Source organism: Paenibacillus hamazuiensis (assembly GCF_023276405.1).
Taxonomy (GTDB): Bacteria; Bacillota; Bacilli; order Paenibacillales; family NBRC-103111; genus Paenibacillus_AF; species Paenibacillus_AF hamazuiensis.
The window spans coordinates 2740394-2759871 of sequence record NZ_JALRMO010000001.1 but is presented as its reverse complement, the minus strand read 5'-3'; the positions used below and the strand labels follow the sequence as shown (position 1 = coordinate 2759871).

Genomic DNA, 19478 nt, shown 5'->3' with positions numbered 1-19478 from the left:
CGGGCTTGTTGAAGCAGGATCGCAGCCTGGCGGCCCCGATCTGCTTTTTCAAATTGGCCAAAAGGAAGTGATTTCGTATATGCGCTTATGCATAATTTCGGACGATCTGACAGGGGCATGCGATTGCGGCGGTCAATTAATCCGCTACGGACTTGATGTGTCCGTTGCGCTAAACGGCGATGCAGAAGCTTTGCGGGTGAAAGACGCCGTGATCATCGATACGGACAGCCGCGCCGTTTCGGGAGCAGAAGCGTACGAACGGGTAAAAAAAGTGTGCGAACGTATAGGGAATGAGTCTTTTGATGTCGTATATAAAAAAATTGATTCCACTCTGCGCGGAAATGTCGGGACAGAAATCAATGCGGTTTACGACGTTTTTCGCCCGGATTTCGTCATTATTGCGCCGGCTTACCCGGAAAACGGACGCCAGGTCATCGACGGGGTTCACTTTCTGAACGGAAAGCGGCTGCATGAGACGGAAGTGGCGCGGGATCCGAAAACTCCGGTTCAAGATTCCCTCGTCAGCCGGCTTATTCAAACTCAAGCGCAGCGGGAAGTGGGGCACCTATCCTGCCATGATTTGAATCAGGGCCGCGATGCCGTTGCGGAAAAACTGAAATCGTTTAAAAACAGAAACATTTCTTACATAACGGCGGATTCCGCAGTTGAAGAGGATTTGCACCGTCTCGTTCTGTTTTTGAAGCAGACCGGGTATTCTGTCATTTGGGTAGGCTCAGCCGGTTTAATGAAATATTTGCCGCTTGCTTATGGATTAAGGCAGGAAAAAAAGGAAGCCGCCATAGCTAAGCATGAACAACCTGTTTTGCTCGTCATAGGGAGCGTCAGCGCCACCGGACGAAAGCAGCTGCAGCAGCTGCTTTCGTCCCCCAATGTGACCGGAATTGAGCTGGAATCGGCACATGTGCTGCTGGACGGGGAAGCGAAACAAAAGGAACGGCAGCGGGTGATGCAGCTCGCTGAAGCCGCTTTTCTTCAAGGCCGCCATACGGCGCTGTTTTCGTCCAATCAGGTGGAGATTACGCAGCAAATCGGCAGCGGATACGGCCTCGGACCGGTCGAGGTGAGCAATTTAATTTCGGAAGCGCTTGGTGAATTGACCGTCTCTCTGATCCGGCGTTTTGATTTGCAGCATCTGTTTCTTACCGGAGGAGACACGGCGCATCAAGTGTTTCGGCAGCTTCAGACCGATGAATTTCAGCTGCTTGACGAAGTGGAGCCGGGGGTTCCGCTGGGGAGGCTTTATAAAGAGAAAGAGATTTTTGCCGTGACCAAAGCGGGCAATTTCGGTACCGAGTCGGTCATGATAAAGGCGGTAGAAAAACTTCAAGGAGGTCCATTATGAAACCAATCGTCGGGATCACTATGGGAGACGCTGCAGGCATAGGCCCGGAGGTGATTGTGAAAGCACTCGCGCATTCGTCTGTGTACGAAATATGCCGGCCTGTCGTAATCGGGGATAAGGCTATATTGGAACGCGCCGCCCGCATCGTGCAGGCTGAAGCTGCCGTTCATTCGATCCCTCATGTAAGGGAAGGGAAATATGCGCCGGGGACGATAGATTGTTTGGACATGAACTTGCTGCCGGACGATCTTCCGTTAGGGCAAATATCTCCGAAAGCCGGCGACGCCGCGTTTCAATTCTTGAAAAAAGCGGTTGAACTTGCGATGGCCAAGGAGATTCATGCGATTTGCACAGCTCCGTTGAACAAGGAAGCGCTGCAAAAGGGCGGTCATTTATATCCGGGCCACACCGAAATTTTGGCGGATTTGACGGGGACGGAAGATTACTCGATGATGCTTTCTTCGCCCAAACTTAAGGTCATTCATTTGACCACCCACGTAGGCTTGATCAAGGCTATCGAATCGATCACTCCCGAGCGTACGTATAAAGTGATCAAGCTGGCACACGAAACGTTAAGCCGGGCCGGTTACGTCAATCCGAGGATTGCCGTTTGCGGCATTAACCCGCATGCGGGAGAAAACGGCCTCTTCGGCAACGGGGAGGAGGAGGAGAAGTTAATCCCGGGCATACAAAAGGCCGCAGCGGAAGGCATACAGGCGAGCGGTCCCTATCCTGCCGACACGTTGTTTTTCAGGGCGGTTCGCAAAGATTTCGACATCGTGGTCGCATGTTATCACGATCAAGGCCATGTTCCCATCAAGGTGCTGGGGCTTGAAGAAGGCGTCAATATAACGGTAGGGCTTAACGGAGGGATCATACGCACATCCGTCGACCACGGCACCGCCTTCGATATAGCGGGCAAAAACATAGCGGATGAAAGGAGTATGCTCGCCGCCATTCAAGCGGCTGCCGACCTGTCTCCGAAGTAATTAGCGATAAAGGGCTATCCCGGAGCCGTACGGCTAACCGGGATAGCCCTTTTCTTTTCACAAGCGATTTTCAGCAAATCCACCTGGGTATAACGCTGCTATTTATTCGAGGAGCCGAATTCGATCTTCGCGACCGAAGCTCCGATGCCCGGCTCGTTCGGCCGGTTATCGCCGCGCGGCTGGTCGAAGTTGCTGATATACAGCGTATGGCCGACGAAATGCAGGCTCGCCGGGAATTCCAGCGGTCCGCCGTTGCCGTTGTGCGTGACTTCCGTCACCTTGCCGTCCAAGGAGACACGCACGATCGCGTTGCGCTCGTTCGCCGCCACATACACCGCACCGTCCGGTCCGAAGTTCAGTCCGTCCGCGCCGTACAGCAGCGGACTTTGGGCAACGCGTTCCCGCGCGCCGAGCGAGCCGTCCTCGTTGATCGCAAAGCGGTTCACTTCGCCGGAGCTCGTGTTGGCCACGTACAGCTTGCCGTCCTTGCCGAAGGCTACACCGTTCACTGTGATCATCTGCTCCTGGCGCTCCGGCGTTATGCCGCTCTTGAAGGTGTATAATTCGCCGCCCTTCGTCAGCAAGTAAATGTTGCCGTTCGCGCCGCCGCTGACATACATGTTGCCCTTGGAGTCGAACGTCACACCGTTTGCGCCTTGCGTTCCGGTGATATACGTCTCGACCTTTGACGTTTCGAACGGTCCGCCCTCCAGATCCGCCTTGCGGACTTTGAAAACAACGCCTTCTTCGCCGCCGCTCGCAATGAACAGATTGCCTTCGGCGTCGAAAGCCATCCCAGTCGCGGTCCGCGGCAGCACGGTCAGCACGTCCGTTTGGCCGGTATCCGCCATAATGCGGTACAGCTTCTTGCTATCCATTTCGACCGTATACACGCGGTGTTTCTCGTCGGCGATCACGCCTTCGATCCGAAGGCCCGTCGCTTTGTCCGGATCCAGATCCTTCAAAATCGAGACGGTTACGGAGTGGAATTTGATAACCTGCTTAATATCCGGCTGCAGAGGTTTATGGTCGTTGCCGACAAGCTGAACGGTGAGCGTATGTTCGCCCGGCTTCAGGTCCTTGAACACGACCGGTTCGTTTTTGAACGCTTTCACCGCCGTTTGCGGATCGAGCTTATCGGTGTCAAGCCATAGATGAATATGGCCTTCACCGGCTTTGGCTTCCTTCGCTTGCGCAAAATCTTTCAGGGCATGGTTGAAGGCGAAGACGGAAACTTTCAGCTCGCTGCCTGTGACGTAGCCGTCCTGGGTTACGCCGTGCACCTTGAAGGCGGGTTTGGCGTCGGTATTCGATTGCATGCTGACAAAGCGGGTTTTGCTGTCATAGCCGATCCGGTAATCGAAGGCTTCGAACACGACGCGAACAGGTACGAGCACCGCTGTGTCCGTTACCTGTAGGGATGTGGGCGCAGCCAGCTCAAGTCCGTTCACTTTGTACGAACGGCTGCCGGCCTTAAGCTCCAGCGTATTGCTTTCCTTTTGCATCGTCAACGTCTTCGTTTCCGCATTCCATTTCGCTTCTGCACCAAGCTGTTTCGCAACCGCTTCATAAGGCGCATACAAGCTGCTGTCCACCAAATAGCTTTGGTTTGCAAATTCGGCATCCTTGCCGTTAATTTGCAGCAGCATGTCGGACTTGACCGGTTCGGCGGCAAATGCCGCCGAGGATGCCAGCGCCAAACTGCAGGTAAGCGCCGCGGCCGTTGTTAACCACATCTTTTTTCGCATTCTTCGAACCTCCCATATTGATTTGCATGCAATTGCATTGTAATCATTCGCTGCAATCCCTGATTTTTCCTTGGTCAATTTTCTGATTTTTAAAAAAAATTAAGACGGAAAAACAGCGGCGTGGGAGGTTCTTAGGTAAACGGTTCGGTTTGGTTATTGTGCACGAAGTTGGAAAACATGCTCCAGCTCCTGCTGCAGCGCTGCCGTAATCGGTCCCATCGGGGAACGGAGGGCGGCTGACGATAGGATGCCCTTGCGGGCCATCAGCCATTTGAGCGGGGCGGGGTTGGATTCCCGGAATAACATTTCGATGAGCGGATAAAGGGAATCGAATGCTTTTTTCGCCCCGGTGAAATCGCCCTGATCGGCAAGACGGTAAACATCGGCAAAGCGGTCCGTTTCCATGTTGGCCGACGCCAGTATGCCGCCGGAAGCGCCTTGGCTTAACATGGCGTGAAAAAACAGATCGTCCCCGCAAAGCACCGGTTTCGTTTCATGGCGCGTCAGCTCGGAGATGAGCGAAGTGCCTCCGGAACTGTCTTTTAACCCGATCACCCCGTTTAAATCCATGATCCTGAGAATGGCAGCTGCAGAAAGCCGAATACCCGTACGGGAGGGAACCTCGTAGGCGATGACCGGTACGCCGACCTGCGCCACCCTGCGAAAATGTTCGATAATGCCTTCCTCGGACGGACGGCTGTAATACGGCGTTACGACAAGCACAGCGTCCGCGCCGAGCTTCCCGGCCAGCTCCGTCCGTTTTACCGTTGAAGCGGTATCGTTTGTTCCCGTGCCTAATATAATCGGCATGCGAACTTTATGTTCCGCCATGCCGATCTTGACGACCTGCACAAGGGCGGTTACTTCCTCCAAGGAAACGGTCGGCGATTCGCCGGTCGTACCGTTAACGACCAAACCTTGAATATTTTGCCGCAGCAGGTTTCCTGCGTATTTCCGGAACGAATCCAAATCCAATTCCTCATTCGGCAAAAAAGGGGTTACTACCGGAACAAAAATACCTCGCATATCCCGTTCGTTTAACATGTTTTTTCACTCCCATTGCGGTTATTGAGCTTATACTAACACGGCTTCGCTCAGCGGAGTTATCGATAAAAACCGATCTGCAGCATCGATAATATCGATGATTGACTATCATGGAAAAGATAAATATTCTTTCCCTTTGGATTGAATTCGGTTAAAGTTAGGACATAGGAAAATATTCACTGAAGGTGATGCCGATGGGCAGACGGATCAGGGAAGCCCGGATGGACGACGCTGCGGCGTTGATCGATTTGCGGCGGCGCGGCCGGATCTTCTGTAAGCGCTGACTTTTATAGCGAGGCCGAGTATGCAAAGTGAAAGTTGCGGATATGAGTGAGCTCAATGTCGCCGAATTTAATACGGATGCGATCCAATTATACGAAGCGATGGGGCTAAGGACACGAAACCCGAAGAATGGAGTTGTTGCTGAAATGAAACGGACGAAGATTACCGGAACGGAATTGGTTAGCTCCTCGATTTCGCTTGGCGGCGTCGCTTTGGGCAGCAAGCTGAATGAGGAAGAGTCGTTCAGGCTGATGGACGAGTATACCGATCTTGGCGGAAATATGATCGATACGGCCGAGGTATATGCCAACTGGCTTCCGGTCGAACCGAGCGTCAGCGAGAAAACGATTGGCAGGTGGATGAAATCGAGAAACAACCGGCATAAGCTGATCGTCACCACCAAAGGAGCGCATCCCCGGCTGGAGACGATGAACGTTCCGAGGCTGTCGCCGGCAGAAATCGTCCAAGATTTGGACGACAGCCTGCAGCGGCTGCAGGTGGATACGATCGACCTGTATTGGCTTCATCGGGACGACACGAACCGGCAGATCGGAGAAATTTTGGAAACGTTAAACGGTCAGGTGAAGGCCGGCAAAATCCGCTACTTCGGCTGCTCCAACTGGACCGCCGCCCGCATCCGGGAAGCTCAGCAGTATGCAGCTGCGCATCGGATTCAAGGTTTTTCCGGGAACCAGATGATGTGGAGCCTTGCGGAGGCGGACCGAACGCAGTTGGGCGATCCCACGCTGGTTACCATGGACAGCGAGTCTAAGCAGCTTCATCTTGAAACCGGTCTGACCGCCGTCCCTTATTCATCCCAGGCACAGGGACTGTTTACCAAATTGGCATCGGGGGCGCTGTCGTTTGATGACGGGCAAATCAAACCGCATTACCGTACGGAGGTAAATCGCGGGAGGCTGCAGCGGGTCCGCCAGTTTGCGGCGGAGTACTCCTTAACCGTCACCCAAGTGGTGTTAGGTTATCTTTTATCGCAACCGTTTTCAACGATTCCGATCGTCGGGTGTTACACCCGCGAACAACTGCACGAATGCATGCTTGCGGATCGGGTTCATTTTACGGGCGAGCAACTTGCATATTTGGAGAATGGGAATTAGGTGCATGATTTTCTTGGAGACTCCACGATTTGGGGAGTCTTTTAGTCCAATAAAAATCTGTTCCATCATTTTTGAGCCGTAAAATCAACGAGGTGTATGGATTCGCCGCGGCCGTTCGTTTAATAGAGGAGATCTGTCACAAGGAGGGTTTGCGCAAATCCTTTATAAAGGAGAGGGTTTCCCATGAAAAAGAAAGCATTGTTAAAGCGCATCGAATGCGCTTACTTGCCGGTGACGGACGTTGCCGCATCGGCCGCATGGTATGAACGCGTGCTCGGCCTGAAGCTGCGTTCCCCGGTACAGCCGGGGCGGGGAGCCATCATGATCATGGACAGCGGACAGTGGCTTTTCCTGCTGCCGAGCCCGGACGGACACCCGCTGCATTTTACGACGACCGCCTGGACGGAAGACGGATCGCCGTTTGAAATGTTTCCGATTTGCTTCGAAACGGACGACATTCGCGCGCTGGATGAATCGCTTCGCGAGTCGGGCGTGTGGGTGGAGCAGGAAGTGCGGGACGAAGGCGGCTGCGGCCTGCAGCTCAATTTCAAGGATCCGGACGGCAACAAGTTTCAGGTGTGGCAGCAGCCGGTGCCCGCGGGAGTACCGGTACGGTAACGTCTCATACAAGTAATGAACGGCGGCCTGCGAACAGCAGCCGCCGTTTGTGCGACTTAAGGCGCGTGAAGGGAAACGGCGTAGCTTGGAGAATATGTACCTGATGGAACGAAACATAGCTACGAAGGAGGCCTGTGTATGCCTAAAGAAACTCCTTCCCGGACCGCGGTATTGCCGGGCCAAGGCAAACGGCATCAGCCGGCTGCGGAACAACCGTCGACAAATTTGCAGAACGTTCTGCAAAGCATGCTGACAACCCCCGAATCGCTAACATATGGTCAGGTGGCTCAGCTCCAGTCCCTGCTCGGGAACAGGGAGCTCGCCTTATTGCTTGCCGCTGGCAGAGGCGCCGGCAGGAATGCAGAGCGGAGGCCTCTTGCCGGGGCAGCCCTCGCTGCGCCTGCACAGCGGAAACCGATCCAGATGAAGAAGGAATGGGTTCGGGTGGACGACGACTTGCTCGATTTTTTGCAGCGTTTGATAGCTGCGGAATTTATAAAACCGGAGAAGGAAACGCAGCCGAAGGGCGAAAGCATGCAGGAGGAAGCCGAGACAGCCGCGTTCCAAATAACCGATGAGGTGCTGCTTCGATTATTTTCCGCAACCGAAGAAAATCGAAGGGAGGACTCCGGAACCGAAGAAAACCGGGTAGAGGAATCTGCAAATACGGCAGCCGACGGAGGAAGCCTCAAACGGAAGCGGGGGAGCGATTCGGAGACTCAGGGAGAGAATTACGGCGAGCCCCAAGATGAGAAAGGCGATAATCCGCGCCATACTAAAAAGAAACGGATCGAATACCGAAAGGCCCAATTGCCGGACGGGGAGATCGGCTCGAAGCCGCTTATGCCGGACAAGGACTACGACCAGACCAAGCTGCTGAAGCTGATGCGGGATATTTTTCAAAAAGCGATGGAGGAGTTTTTGGACGAACAGGTTCCGGTGCCGGAATCGATCAACAGTGCACTCGGCGCCATCAAGACGCTGTGGGAGTACCAGAAGCTGCATGCGGACAGCGATAAGCCGCCTAAGAACATTAGCCGGTATACCCGCAATTCGAAGCTGGCATTTTTTAATTTGGGAGAATCCATACTGCCCGGCGGCACCTACGACGACATTCGGGCAAACCTTCTTGCCGTATTCGGCGAACTTAAAAAAGCGAACCAGGCGGGACATTTGCTGTTGAGGCTTGTTGCCGCCCCCTCGTTTGCCGTTTTTACCGACATTGTAAACGATATTCCGGAAACCGAGGTCAGCGCTGAAGAGAGGGAGCAGATTCGAACGGTCGGCTGGCAAATGAACCAGCTTTGGCGGCTGGAGGCAGGACGCCGGTTGGCCGGAGGAGCGATTAACACCGTTTTGCTGGAAAAGGCATTGACCCGCAAAGACATTTCCGTGAAGGAAGCGGTCGAAGCACTAACGGTAAAAAATGTCATGAACTTTGAAGGAGCTTCCGGCAAATCGGACGGCTACCAATTTTTATACGGCAAACAGTACAAGCTTGTCGCTTCGCAAACGATCATTAACGAGCTGATGATCGACGCTTCGGGGCATGAAGTGCTTGTCGGCCTGCGCGATTCGCTGGACGTATTTTATAACAAGCTAAGGGATAAAAACAAACCCGTTTCAGCCATGGACGACGAGACGATTTCATCTGGCGGGGCGGAACCGGATGAACAAGTCGGGTCCATGTCCCCGGTAGAGATTGCCCGTGAACTGGGGGGAGACTGGGAGAAAGCGGCCACCAAAACTTACGAAAAGAAAGGAGCTCGGCAGTTCGCGCTGGAGCAGCGCGGCGACCGTGAGGAGATGGACCGGCATGTCAGCCGGAGGCTGGCGGACAACCCGTACTTGAATGCAATCTTCGCTTGGCCCGAATTCAAGGCGGTCGAACGCATGTTCGAAAAGCTGATGCGCGTGCATTACGGCATGAATGCAAGCGAATCCAAACCGATGGATTTGTCGGAGACCGGGCAAGATAAGCCGAAGCATGCCAAGCGCCCCATAAAGTTTAACGAATTTGAGACTTGGCTGATCGACAAGGCCGCCGCCCAAGGGCATCTGCGGGTGTTGGAGGACGAAATGCTCAAGGATGAAACGTTCCTTGAAATGTTCGAGGCCAACGCAGATCCGAATAAGGCTACGGCGGTTAAGCATGTGGCGAACCTGCGCAAAGGACTGGAGCTGACCTCGGATCCGTACCATCCCTTTTATAAGCTGGTGATCGACTCCGAACGGGCCAGCACGATCTACGATAAAGATTTCGGGGAATACCGAGATATTGCAAGTGACGTGTTCCACCCGATCGGGCATTTGTTCAAAACGGGAAAAAATTTGCTGCAAGAGCAGGTCAAGGCATTAAAAGTGTTGAAAGCGGCGGAAGAAGAGGGCGAGCCCGTCACCGTCGAACAGCAAAAGATAACCAATTTGGCAAAAAATAAAAAGGCCGGGGAGAACAGCCTCGCCTTTATGGCCGATTTGTCTTTCGGGGAAGTGGAGAGCATGAAGCAGCTGCTGGAGCATTTGGCTGACTTCGAGCAGCTTGCGGACGCCGTCGAATCCATATCAAACCGTAAGGCATCCAGTTTGGAAAATGATTATTACAAGCCGCTGGCCGCGTACCGCAGCGCCATTGACCGGCTCGGCGGACTGAAGCGGGTTTACCACATCGTGGAAACCGTCCGCAGCTTTCCGATGGGCATTTTGAATATGATGGTCAACCAGGCAACGAATTTATCCCCTTCCGATAAATTCAAAAATTACAATGCGATGAGCGACAAAGGAGCGGCTACGGACGAAAAGCTGCAAAACAAGAAGGTGATATCGATTTTGAAAAAAGTCACCTGGACGGAAAAGAAACCTATGCATTATTTGATCAATGCCATTCTTCAGCAGCTTGCGGCATTATCCCAAGAAGAGGAGGAGGGAATAACGGAGGAGAACAAGGATCGTCTGACCGCGATGGTCAAAACGTTTCTCAGCATGGCGTACGAACCGGACAGCCTGATCGAATTCGATCGTGAAGAACTCGAGAATAACGGTCCTGAGGCAAATGTCAGATTTTATTTCAAGGTGCTTACCACACGTATGAAGCAGCAGCTGGAAGCGGGAAATCTTTCATCGTTCAACGAGCTGTTGAACAAGTTCTACGATCAAGCCCAGGCTTTGGCGGATAAACCTTACTTCGAACCGATTTATAACGAAAGCGTGGCGAACGTGCACGCCCTGATCGCCCGTGCGGCGAAGTCGAACCAAACCAGAGCGATATACGGAGGAGGCGGCTTCCACGGAAGTTTTGGGACGGAGCCAAAAGATGCCGTCGACTCTTCTTTCTCGATGAATACGAAAGGGGCGCTTCCTACGGATGCGTTCCTGAAATGGGAAACCGTCGGGGATAACAACTGCGCCTTTAACGGCTTCGGCTTGTCTTTGATCGGACTTATCCGTCAAGGCTGCCTGTCGGAGCCGTACGTGCTGGAGCGGCTCAATTATTATATCCCGAACGCAATTTCCGCAGACGAGCTGACGAAGCTCGTTTCGGAGTATGGCGAAGAGGCGATTGATCAGCATCTTCGAACCGCTTCGCGCGGGCTGCAGCAGCGATTTGAGCCGGTCATTCGACAGCTCGCCGTGGGAGCGCTGCGGAGGAATGACGGCTTGATCGAATCTATACGGCTTGATCTGCTCGCTACATTGGAAAACAAGGTAAGAAGCGGGCTCGGGCTTATTCCGCAGGGAGCAAGCGGGGATTTGTTCCGGGATCCGAATTCGCCTGGCGTACAGCGTCTGGAGGAGGTAACCCTCGACGCTCTAAACGAATTTATGGAGCGCGAGGAGGCGTTGTCGGACCCGCCTCCCCAGAGCCTGGACGAACGGCTAAAAGATTTTTTGAACGAGAAAAAACAAGCGCTCAGCGTATGGTTTATCGAAGTCGGAAAGGAAATGTACCTGGGCCATATGGAGCAGGAATACACTTGGGGAGGGGCGCCCGAGCTGCAAGCATTGGCCCGGCACTTCGGCATTCACCTGGCGATATCGACTCCGTTCGGCCTCGATATGGGTGGCGGAGAGGCGGGTAGCGCCGCCGTGAATTACACGTTTACGGACGGAGATGGTCAGGGGCATACGGTGAACAATGGCGCGGAGGTTGCGTTTACCGAAGAGGAGATCGGGCTGCTGCGATCCGATGCAGCCAACGTCATAGAAGGCGTTCCGATGGATACGGAAAATCCTCGCATCTATTTCCGGCTGATGGATCGCGGGCAGGTGCAGGAAGCGCTGAACAATCTGCCCGAGGATTTAAAAAGGCGGTTTCTGACTCTTTACGATCGGTACTATCGTTACCGGATAACCGGGAAAACGGCGGATATCCGCGTGCGGGAGGAACACGAAATGATTCTGGATGAACAGGAAGGGGAGCGGGCGGCATTTTTCACAGCGGCAGAGCTTCAAACGCTGATACAGCGTGGGCTTATCGACGACCCGGGAGCGAACCCCGAGCGAATTACGTTTAGGGCTGCGGATCCCGGAACGATCATGAACCTTCTTCAAGACAATGAAAGATTGCGCGATAAGTTTTTGGAGGTGTACAACGCATCGCAGCCACGGCCTATTGTAGCCGGCATGATGAACCGCAACTCGGTTCATTGGAGCGCCTTTACGACGGACAAAGGCGCGTTCAATTTAATGGATGCGGAGGAATTTATTCAACACGGCGAATGGCGGGAATCGGGCTTTGTCATGTCGGGCTCGTCCGTTAAAAAACAAGCTTCGACCGCATCAAAAGCCGCCCCTTATACGGGTGAACTGTACAAACGGCAGCCGATTCCGAATATCGTGACCGTATTCAGCGATTCGTTGTTCGGAACTGTCGAGCAAGTGGCGATTCCGTTCAGTTTGACCGATATCGACCCGTCGCTCAAACCGGATACGGATCGCGTGGGACTTGTCAACGCAGCGAATGCATCGCTAAAAGGTGGTGGCGGCATTGACGGTGCGATCCATGAAGTTGCGGGAGCGGGTATTACGGATGAGGCTCAAGCATGGTTGCAGGATGAGGGCAATTCCAAGTATTGGGATAAAGGCCAAGGCAAAGCGATGTCGACGACAGGCGGCCAACTGACCGGAGACGGCATCCATCGGATCATTCATACAGTCGGCCCGGATAACCGTCTCGGCCAGCCGCTGACCGTCCTCGAGGACTGCGTCCGATCCGTGCTTCAGGAAGCTGCCAATCATAAGCTGACGGCAATTATTTTCTGCAATATAAGCTCCGGCATTTACGGCTTTAACGAGAATGAAACGGCGATAGCCATCCATCAGGCAGTCGACAAAATTTTGAACAGCGAGATGAGCGGATACAGGCCGAAAATTATATTCAACAATTTTCCTTAAGTGCGTTTTTTACACTTTTTTTAGAAATCGTTTAGAGTTTGTTGCGATTTAAAGGCTAAGCTGATAGGAGGATAAGGGAAGGGGGGACGGAATCATGAAACTTCGGAAAAGCTGGTGGGTTTTGGCAATCGTTTCGATCGGGGTGATGATCCCGTTTATGGCGCCTTATGTTACGCTGGATCCGGCGAAAAGCCGAATCGAGATTACATCGTCCGCCGTGCAATACCCGCTTCTGGTCGCTCATATCGCTTTCGCTTTTGTGGCGCTTGTATCCGGCTTGCTCCAGTTCATTGACCGGATTCGCGTCCGCAATCCTGAAACGCATCGCAATGTGGGCAAAGTTTACGTATACAGCGTGTTCGTAAGCGGGCTGCTGGCGATCGGAACAATTTTCTATATAGAAAATTATACGAAAGCGATCGCGTTCCTGGTGCTGGCTTTGGCCTGGCTGTTTACAGGCTGGAAAGGGTATGTCGCCGCCAGAAAACGAAATTTTGAGGAGCATCGGCGATGGATGATTCGCAGCTTCGGCATGACGTTGGTGGCGGTCAGCGCGCGTCTGCTAGTGCCCGTGTTAATGCTTCTGTATTACGTTCTCCACGGCTTTGCCTTGCCCGGCGGAAGAGAAGCGATGGTTAATGAGATACTCAATGTGAATATGTGGGTCGGACTTGTCCTCGATCTGATGATCGTCGAGTGGGTCATGCTTAAATCGGCTATAAAGCCGGCACAAGTGCCCTAGAGGCGCCGCAACCAACCTCGGATCCATGCGTCTATATTATAGCGCTTCAGACGCTATCATTTAGTCAGACAGATTTGGGGAGGAAACCAGCAATGAAACAACTGTTCAGAAGAGCTCTGCTTCCGGCCATAGCCGCCAGCATGGTGTTCGTATTGCCCGCAGCGGCGCTCGAAGCGCCCGATGTAGACGGCGGGCAGGCCCGGACCGCACCTCGCGAAATGGCCTTTCAAATTCCGATGAACAACTTCTGCAGCAACGACAATGCGTTTGATTTCTCGTTCCAATTGTCCAACGCTTCGGATCGGCCGACCGACGTCACTTTATTTTTGTATCAAAAGAACGGCAGTTCGTTTCTTGAGAGCGGAACTTCCTATGCCGGCATGGAATCCACCATCGTTCCGGGGACGCCCCTAACCTTGAAGGCGAATGCCACCGAGTTTTACCATTTGAACTTCGGCAATAACAAGACCTGCTCCGAACGTATCTATATGGGCAAAATCGTCGCGGGCTCCGGACAGGCGAAGCTGCTCGCCAAAGGGTGGGTAAGAAGAACCGGAGTTGATGCCAAGGAAACGGAATCGATCGTGATCAACGAAAACAACGCCTTCGAGTTGGCACCATAACGACGCGTCCGCTATTCCCTGCTGCGAATTTCCCGCCTGTATACGCCCGGGGTGCATCCCGCCAAAGCTTTGAACGTGCGGTGAAAATAAGGTAAGCTTTCAAAGCCGCAGTGAGCGGCGATCGTGTCGATGCTGTCGTCGGACCCGGCGAGCAGCTCCTTGGCATGAACGATTCGCTTGGCGTTAATGTAGTCGGTCACCTTCATCCCGGTCAACTGCTTGAACACGCGTGAAAAATGCGATGCCGTAACGGCCGCCCGCTGAGCCAAAACGGAGAGGCCGAGGCCGGGCTCGGCATGGTGGCGGTCGATATGCTGCAAGCTTTCATTCATCCAGGAGGGGCCGATTGGGATGCCATCCGAAACTTTCGGCAGATCGGTCTGAGCGAACCGATTGAGAACGAGCAGCAAACGATGAAGGAGCAGCCGAACCGCGTGACGATGGCCGGGCTGTTTGGCTGTCATTTCGGCGGACATTTCCTGCAAAATATCCTCTGTCCTTCCGCGAGGCGGCGAAGGTAAGTCAAGCTTGAACTGCTTGCGTTTGCGGACGATCTCGAAAACGTGCAGGCTGGAGTAAGCGTCGTCCAGCGCGTCGGAATGGGCGAATGCCGGGGCGAAGAAGAGAGCCGTCGAGGTGACGGGATCGTCCGTATCGGGGAATGCCCGGTGTATCGTATTGCCCGGTATGATGAAGATGTCGCCGGCTTTCATATCATAGAAGGATTGGTTGATAAAAAAAGTTCCGCTCCCGGAATATACATATACGATTTCGTACCGGTCGTGGAGATGATCGGGCAGCTCGCTTTGCGGGCTTTTCGTATCTTTGAACACGAGCTCGAAAGGGAAGAGAGGATCCTCGAAAAAAGCTTTGCGGACGGGTCCCACCTGGCATAACCTCCTGCTGTTGAGCGATATCAAAATTGGGTATGTTTTAGCAAATATAAGTTATTATATATTGCATTTGCGGCTGGTACAATGAAGATATCGCTTACATTTAAGGAGGAATCGACGTATGAAAGGAATCATTTGCGAGGAAATTGAGAAATTCGCGCTAATCGACATGCCCGAGCCGCAGATTGTTCCCGGAGAAGCGATTGTTCGCGTTCGCCGGATCGGCATCTGCGGCACCGATTTGCATGCCTTCAAAGGCAACCAGCCGTTTTTCACGTATCCGCGTATACTCGGGCACGAGCTTGCAGGCATTATCGAGTGGATAGGTGACAATGAAGCCGGGCTGCGCGAAGGCGACCAGGTCAGCGTCATTCCCTACATGCACTGCGGAACATGCATCGCCTGCCGCAGAGGCAAAACCAACTGCTGCACCGACATGAAGGTGCTTGGCGTCCATATCGACGGCGGCATGCGGGAAAAAATTTCCGTTCCGGTCACTCATCTGATCAAAACGGAAGCGCTTACCTTGGATCAGACCGCGGTGCTGGAGCCGCTCGCGATCGGAGCCCATGCGGTGCGCCGCTCCGGTTTGCGTTCGGGCGAGACGGCGCTCGTCATCGGCGGCGGGCCGATCGGACTTGGCGTCATGGCTTTCGCCAAATATGCGGGGGCTCAAGTCATAGCGATGGATATCAACGAAGAGCGGCTGGCATTCAGCCGGGCGTGGGCGAATGTCGCGCACACCGTTAACGCCTCGCATGATCCGAAAGAGCAGCTTGCCGCGATAACGGGTGGAGACTTCCCGACGGTCGTATTCGATGCGACGGGGAATGCGAAATCGATGGCCGCTTCCTTTGGTTTGACCGCCCACGGAGGAACCTTGGTTTATGTCGGGCTCGTGAAAGCGGACATCGCCTTCAGCGATCCGGAGTTCCACAAACGAGAGCTGACGCTGATGGGCAGCCGCAATGCGACCCGGGAAGATTTCGATAACGTCCTGGAAGCGCTGCGAAGCGGAGAAATCGACGTCGCTCGCTACATCACGCATCGCTCTTCGCTGGAAAGCATGATCGGGCAATTCGAAAGCTGGCTCAAGCCCGAATCCAAGGTGATCAAAGCGATGGTTGAACTTTAGACCTCTGCTGCTTGATCAGGCATATTTTCCCTTGTACCGTTGAATCGGTGCAAGGGATTTTTTTATTATCCGGCCGGTGTGAAATGTGCTGATTCGGTTGGATTTAAACGTACATTGAAATAAATAGAGGAACTGAGATGTGCTAAATCGGTAAAAATGGCGTGTGCATCGAGCAAACGCATAATTAGATCACCTGAGTTCCGCTAATTTTCCAAAATATCCGATTATGCTCCATATAGCGAACGCTAGTTCCGCTATGTTTCCGATTAACCCGACAACATTGCGCTTGGGGTTCCTTGAGCGCTTTGCGGAGCAAAGCCGGCGTCGGAAGCTTAGGCTCCCGGCGGAGGGACTTAGGGAGCTGCTGGGTTTTAGGTGGGATCCCACAGTTAACAAATCATCCGATCGTGCAACGAAATATGCTCAAATTAGGCTTATAGTAAAGGGGGAGACCACTGAAAAAGGAGGCTTATTTTTGAGAAACGTCATAATGATTTCAACGGATCAGCAAAAGGCGGACGCGATGGGCTGCGCCGACCCCAGCTACTATACTCCGAACCTCGACAATCTGGCGGACAGGTCCGTCCGGTTTACAGGCGCAATCAGCACATCGGCTCAATGCTCGCCTTCGCGCGCAAGCTGGATGACCGGGAAGTTCCCGCATCAGGTCGGCGTGTACCAAATCGGCCATGTGCTCGATCCGCAGGAGTGGGGGATCGCCAAGGAGTTTAACCGGGCCGGTTATGAAACGGTTTATTTCGGCAAGTGGCACCTGGGATTATCTCCCGCCGATCATGAATTTCAAGTGACCGACTATCGAACGGACGGACTGGATCTTGCCGGTGCGAACCCGGATTCGCGTTTTCACAGCCATAAGGATGCAGTCACAACGACTCAAGCTTTAAATTATTTGGACGACTATGACGGTTCGAAACGGTTTTTTATGAAATTATGCTGGTATATGCCGCATCCGAATACGCCGGTAAGAAGTCAGCCCTTCGAGCTGATCGAACGCTTTGCGCAGCAATTCCCGCCGGAGGATATGCCGGTTCCGGACAGCTTTTACAAGGACGATTTATCCGGCAAGCCGCCGTTTCAGCGGGAGCGTTCCTCCTCCGCCGAATCGGACCTGACGGAAGAGATTGTAAGAAGTGACGCACGGAAATACCGGTCGATGCTCGTCCTTATGGATACATACCTGGGACGATTGATGGAAAAGTTGGAAGAAAAAAATATGCTGGAGGATACCGTCATTTTATTCACCAGCGACCATGGGGATATGCAGGGTGCGCATCGGCTGCGGTTGAAGGGGGTGCTGCCTTACAAGGAGCTGTACAACGTTCCGCTCATTTTATATATCCCTGGCGCGGAACCGATACGGAAAGTCATCCCCGATCTCGTATCCACCGCTGCGGTAACGGGCACGCTGCTTGATGCGGCCGGAATTCCGGTGCCGAAAGAGTGCGAAGGCGGCTCGCTGCTCCCTGTCCTGGACCGGTCCGCGCCGCCCGCGGACGAACACGTCTTTTTCGAGCATTATAAAGCCTACTGGGGACGCCATCCGATGATCGGCATACAAACGCCCGAATGGAAATACGTCTATTATCTCGAAGACGACCTGGAAGAAATGTACGACCTGCGTAACGATCCGGACGAAATCGTCAATGCAGCCGACCGGCCCGAAGCGGAAGAAGCGCGAATCCGCCTGCGCCGCACCGTGGAACAATGGTGGACCTCAACCGGCGCCCTGACCCGCCCGGCCATCGAAGACCACGAAAGTGAATGGATAAAAAAATTTAATTAAAAGAACACGTGGTAATAAGGAGGACGAAGCATGCTCGTCTTCCTTTTTGTTTGGATTTTCAGAGTTTCCTTGTCTTTGCGGAAATTGAAAGTTTCTTGCCGGCCGTTAGTTAAGCGGGTCCGGCACGAATTCGGCGTCAGCCGAAACGTGCCGGACAACCGCGAGCCCGAGGCACGCAGTCACTCCCGGCATCATCGCTCCCAAAGTAAAGCGTGTCTGGCATAGGATTTTTTGCGCGCAGCCCAAAAATCCATGCCAGACAGACGCGACCTAGCAGCGAGCAGTCCCTCTCAGCGGGCGGGTCCAGGGCGCCCGAGCGCCTGGGGTCCCCCCAGTGGGGGGATTTGATGGGAAAATAACGTTTAGCTCGAGGTCACTTCGAAGAGAAAATGGATTGAAATGAGGTCAAAAGCCGAAAAAAGGCAATAGGATGCCCGGTCCCCATAATGAATATTTTTTAAAAGAGCCTAACTGGTTGAGGGAAGTTCGTCTACTTTTTGTATCGAGTAACCTAATTTTTGTAGCCTACGAATCATTAGCTCTTCCTTGGAAATGCTTCGTCGTTTCTCTAAATAGTCCGCACCAAGTTCTTTGTACGGTTCGTTCTTCAATAGGATGTGGTACGCAATGACTAGAATCTTATGGGCGATCGCAATGACAGCCTTGTTTTTCCCGCGCCGACTTGTAATGGACCAGAACTTTGCACCTAAGTAGGATTTCGTGTTGCTGGCGGCCCAGGCTGCTTCTGTGAGAGCAGACTTAAGAATTTTATCGCCTTTGGTTATGGTAGTACTTTTTTTTTACCGGCACTCTCATTATTGCCCGGACTAAGCCCTGCCCAAGAAGATAGGTGCATCTCCGTGGGAAATACAGACATATCCGTTCCCAGTTCAGCCAAGATGATCTTGGCGGTATGCTCGCCAACACCAGGAATACTATCCAATAGCTCTAATTGCCGCTGATACGGTGCGAAGTATACTTCCATGTCGGCCTCTAACTCAGCGATGGATTGTTCGAGAAATTCGAGATGTTTGAGCGATCTAGCGATCATGGAACGATGGTGTTTGGTGACGCGACCATTGAGAGCAGAAACGAGTTGCGGAATCTTGGAGCGCAGAGAGGCTTTGGCAAGATCGGCGATTTGCGCGGGTTCAATAACTTCGCCATTCACAAGAGCTTGAAGCATGAGACGGCCGGAAACGCCAAAAACATCGCTCATAAAGGTGGAGAGCTTAATGTTAGCCATCTCGAGAACCTTCAAGATGCGGTTTCTTTCGGCGGTAGCGTGCCCAACGAGTTTTTTGCGGTATCTCGTCAAATCTCGCAATTCGCGGATTTCCACAGGAGGCACAAAGCTGCCGCGGATTAAATCGCACCGATGAAGTTCTGCGATCCATTGGGCATCTTTCATATCGGTTTTACGGCCTTTGATGGCTTTAATATGGGCAGCGTTGGCCAGAGTGATGGTGCAAGAAGCTTCAAGTACATTGTAAACAGGTTGCCAGAAGATGCCGGTGCTTTCCATGGCGATCTCTGTGCATCCTTCTTCAGTGAGCCAGTCGGCTAGTTCGAGCAGGCCGGAGAGTACCGTAGAAAACTCCCGAATCACTTTCGTCGGCTTTTGATGAAGAGGGCCTTTTAACAAGCAAACAACAACGTTGGCCTGATGAACATCGAGGCCGGCGCAGCAAGTACGAATCGCATCCAAATAGATCATCCTTTCTACACAGG

General features: G+C 53.2%; 13 protein-coding genes. 9 read left to right on the top strand and 4 right to left on the bottom strand.

The window, feature by feature from the left end:
- Positions 1–79: 79 nt before the first annotated feature.
- Positions 80–1363, top strand: a complete 1284-nt coding sequence (locus MYS68_RS12100) for a four-carbon acid sugar kinase family protein (protein WP_248926080.1) — start codon at positions 80–82, stop codon at positions 1361–1363.
- On the top strand, positions 1360–2352 hold the full coding sequence (pdxA, locus tag MYS68_RS12095; RefSeq protein ID WP_248926079.1) for a 4-hydroxythreonine-4-phosphate dehydrogenase PdxA: 993 nt from the start codon (positions 1360–1362) through the stop codon (positions 2350–2352). The genes MYS68_RS12100 and pdxA overlap by 4 nt, the downstream gene beginning before the upstream one ends.
- 98 nt (positions 2353–2450) lie before the next feature.
- Here the strand turns inward: pdxA and MYS68_RS12090 are convergent, their stop codons facing one another.
- Positions 2451–4100, bottom strand: coding sequence for a stalk domain-containing protein (locus tag MYS68_RS12090; RefSeq protein ID WP_248926078.1), 1650 nt, complete (start codon positions 4098–4100; stop codon positions 2451–2453).
- Positions 4101–4253: 153 nt separating this feature from the next.
- Entirely contained in the window at positions 4254–5144 is an 891-nt protein-coding gene (gene dapA / locus MYS68_RS12085; RefSeq protein WP_248926077.1) for a 4-hydroxy-tetrahydrodipicolinate synthase, read from the bottom strand.
- Positions 5145–5572: 428 nt separating this feature from the next.
- Here dapA and MYS68_RS12080 point away from each other — a divergent pair, with 428 nt between their 5' ends.
- The 5 genes from MYS68_RS12080 (at position 5573) to MYS68_RS12060 (ending at position 13915) form a co-directional block, all read left to right on the top strand.
- Entirely contained in the window at positions 5573–6541 is a 969-nt protein-coding gene (locus MYS68_RS12080; protein ID WP_248926076.1) for an aldo/keto reductase, read from the top strand.
- Positions 6542–6724: 183 nt separating this feature from the next.
- Positions 6725–7159, top strand: coding sequence for a VOC family protein (locus MYS68_RS12075; protein WP_248926075.1), 435 nt, complete (start codon positions 6725–6727; stop codon positions 7157–7159).
- Between the two features lie 138 nt (positions 7160–7297).
- Entirely contained in the window at positions 7298–12550 is a 5253-nt protein-coding gene (locus MYS68_RS12070) for a macro domain-containing protein (RefSeq protein ID WP_248926074.1), read from the top strand.
- A gap of 94 nt (positions 12551–12644) precedes the next feature.
- Positions 12645–13292 (top strand): DUF2306 domain-containing protein, encoded by a 648-nt coding sequence (locus MYS68_RS12065; protein ID WP_248926073.1) that lies wholly within the window; start codon positions 12645–12647, stop codon positions 13290–13292.
- Between the two features lie 92 nt (positions 13293–13384).
- Positions 13385–13915, top strand: coding sequence for a hypothetical protein (locus tag MYS68_RS12060; protein ID WP_248926072.1), 531 nt, complete (start codon positions 13385–13387; stop codon positions 13913–13915).
- An 11-nt stretch (positions 13916–13926) separates the two neighbouring features.
- Here the strand turns inward: MYS68_RS12060 and MYS68_RS12055 are convergent, their stop codons facing one another.
- Complete coding sequence (locus tag MYS68_RS12055) at positions 13927–14802, bottom strand: helix-turn-helix domain-containing protein (RefSeq protein WP_248926071.1); 876 nt, start codon at positions 14800–14802, stop codon at positions 13927–13929.
- A 127-nt stretch (positions 14803–14929) separates the two neighbouring features.
- On the opposite strand from MYS68_RS12055, the gene MYS68_RS12050 reads away from it, so the two are divergent.
- Both MYS68_RS12050 and MYS68_RS12045 read left to right on the top strand, forming a co-directional pair.
- Positions 14930–15943, top strand: a complete 1014-nt coding sequence (locus tag MYS68_RS12050; RefSeq protein WP_248926070.1) for a zinc-binding alcohol dehydrogenase family protein — start codon at positions 14930–14932, stop codon at positions 15941–15943.
- A gap of 475 nt (positions 15944–16418) precedes the next feature.
- Positions 16419–17747 (top strand): sulfatase family protein, encoded by a 1329-nt coding sequence (locus tag MYS68_RS12045; protein ID WP_248926069.1) that lies wholly within the window; start codon positions 16419–16421, stop codon positions 17745–17747.
- A gap of 781 nt (positions 17748–18528) precedes the next feature.
- On the opposite strand, the gene MYS68_RS12040 is transcribed toward MYS68_RS12045, so the two are convergent.
- Complete coding sequence (locus tag MYS68_RS12040; protein ID WP_248925012.1) at positions 18529–19455, bottom strand: IS110 family RNA-guided transposase; 927 nt, start codon at positions 19453–19455, stop codon at positions 18529–18531.
- Between the last annotated feature and the right edge of the window lie 23 nt (positions 19456–19478).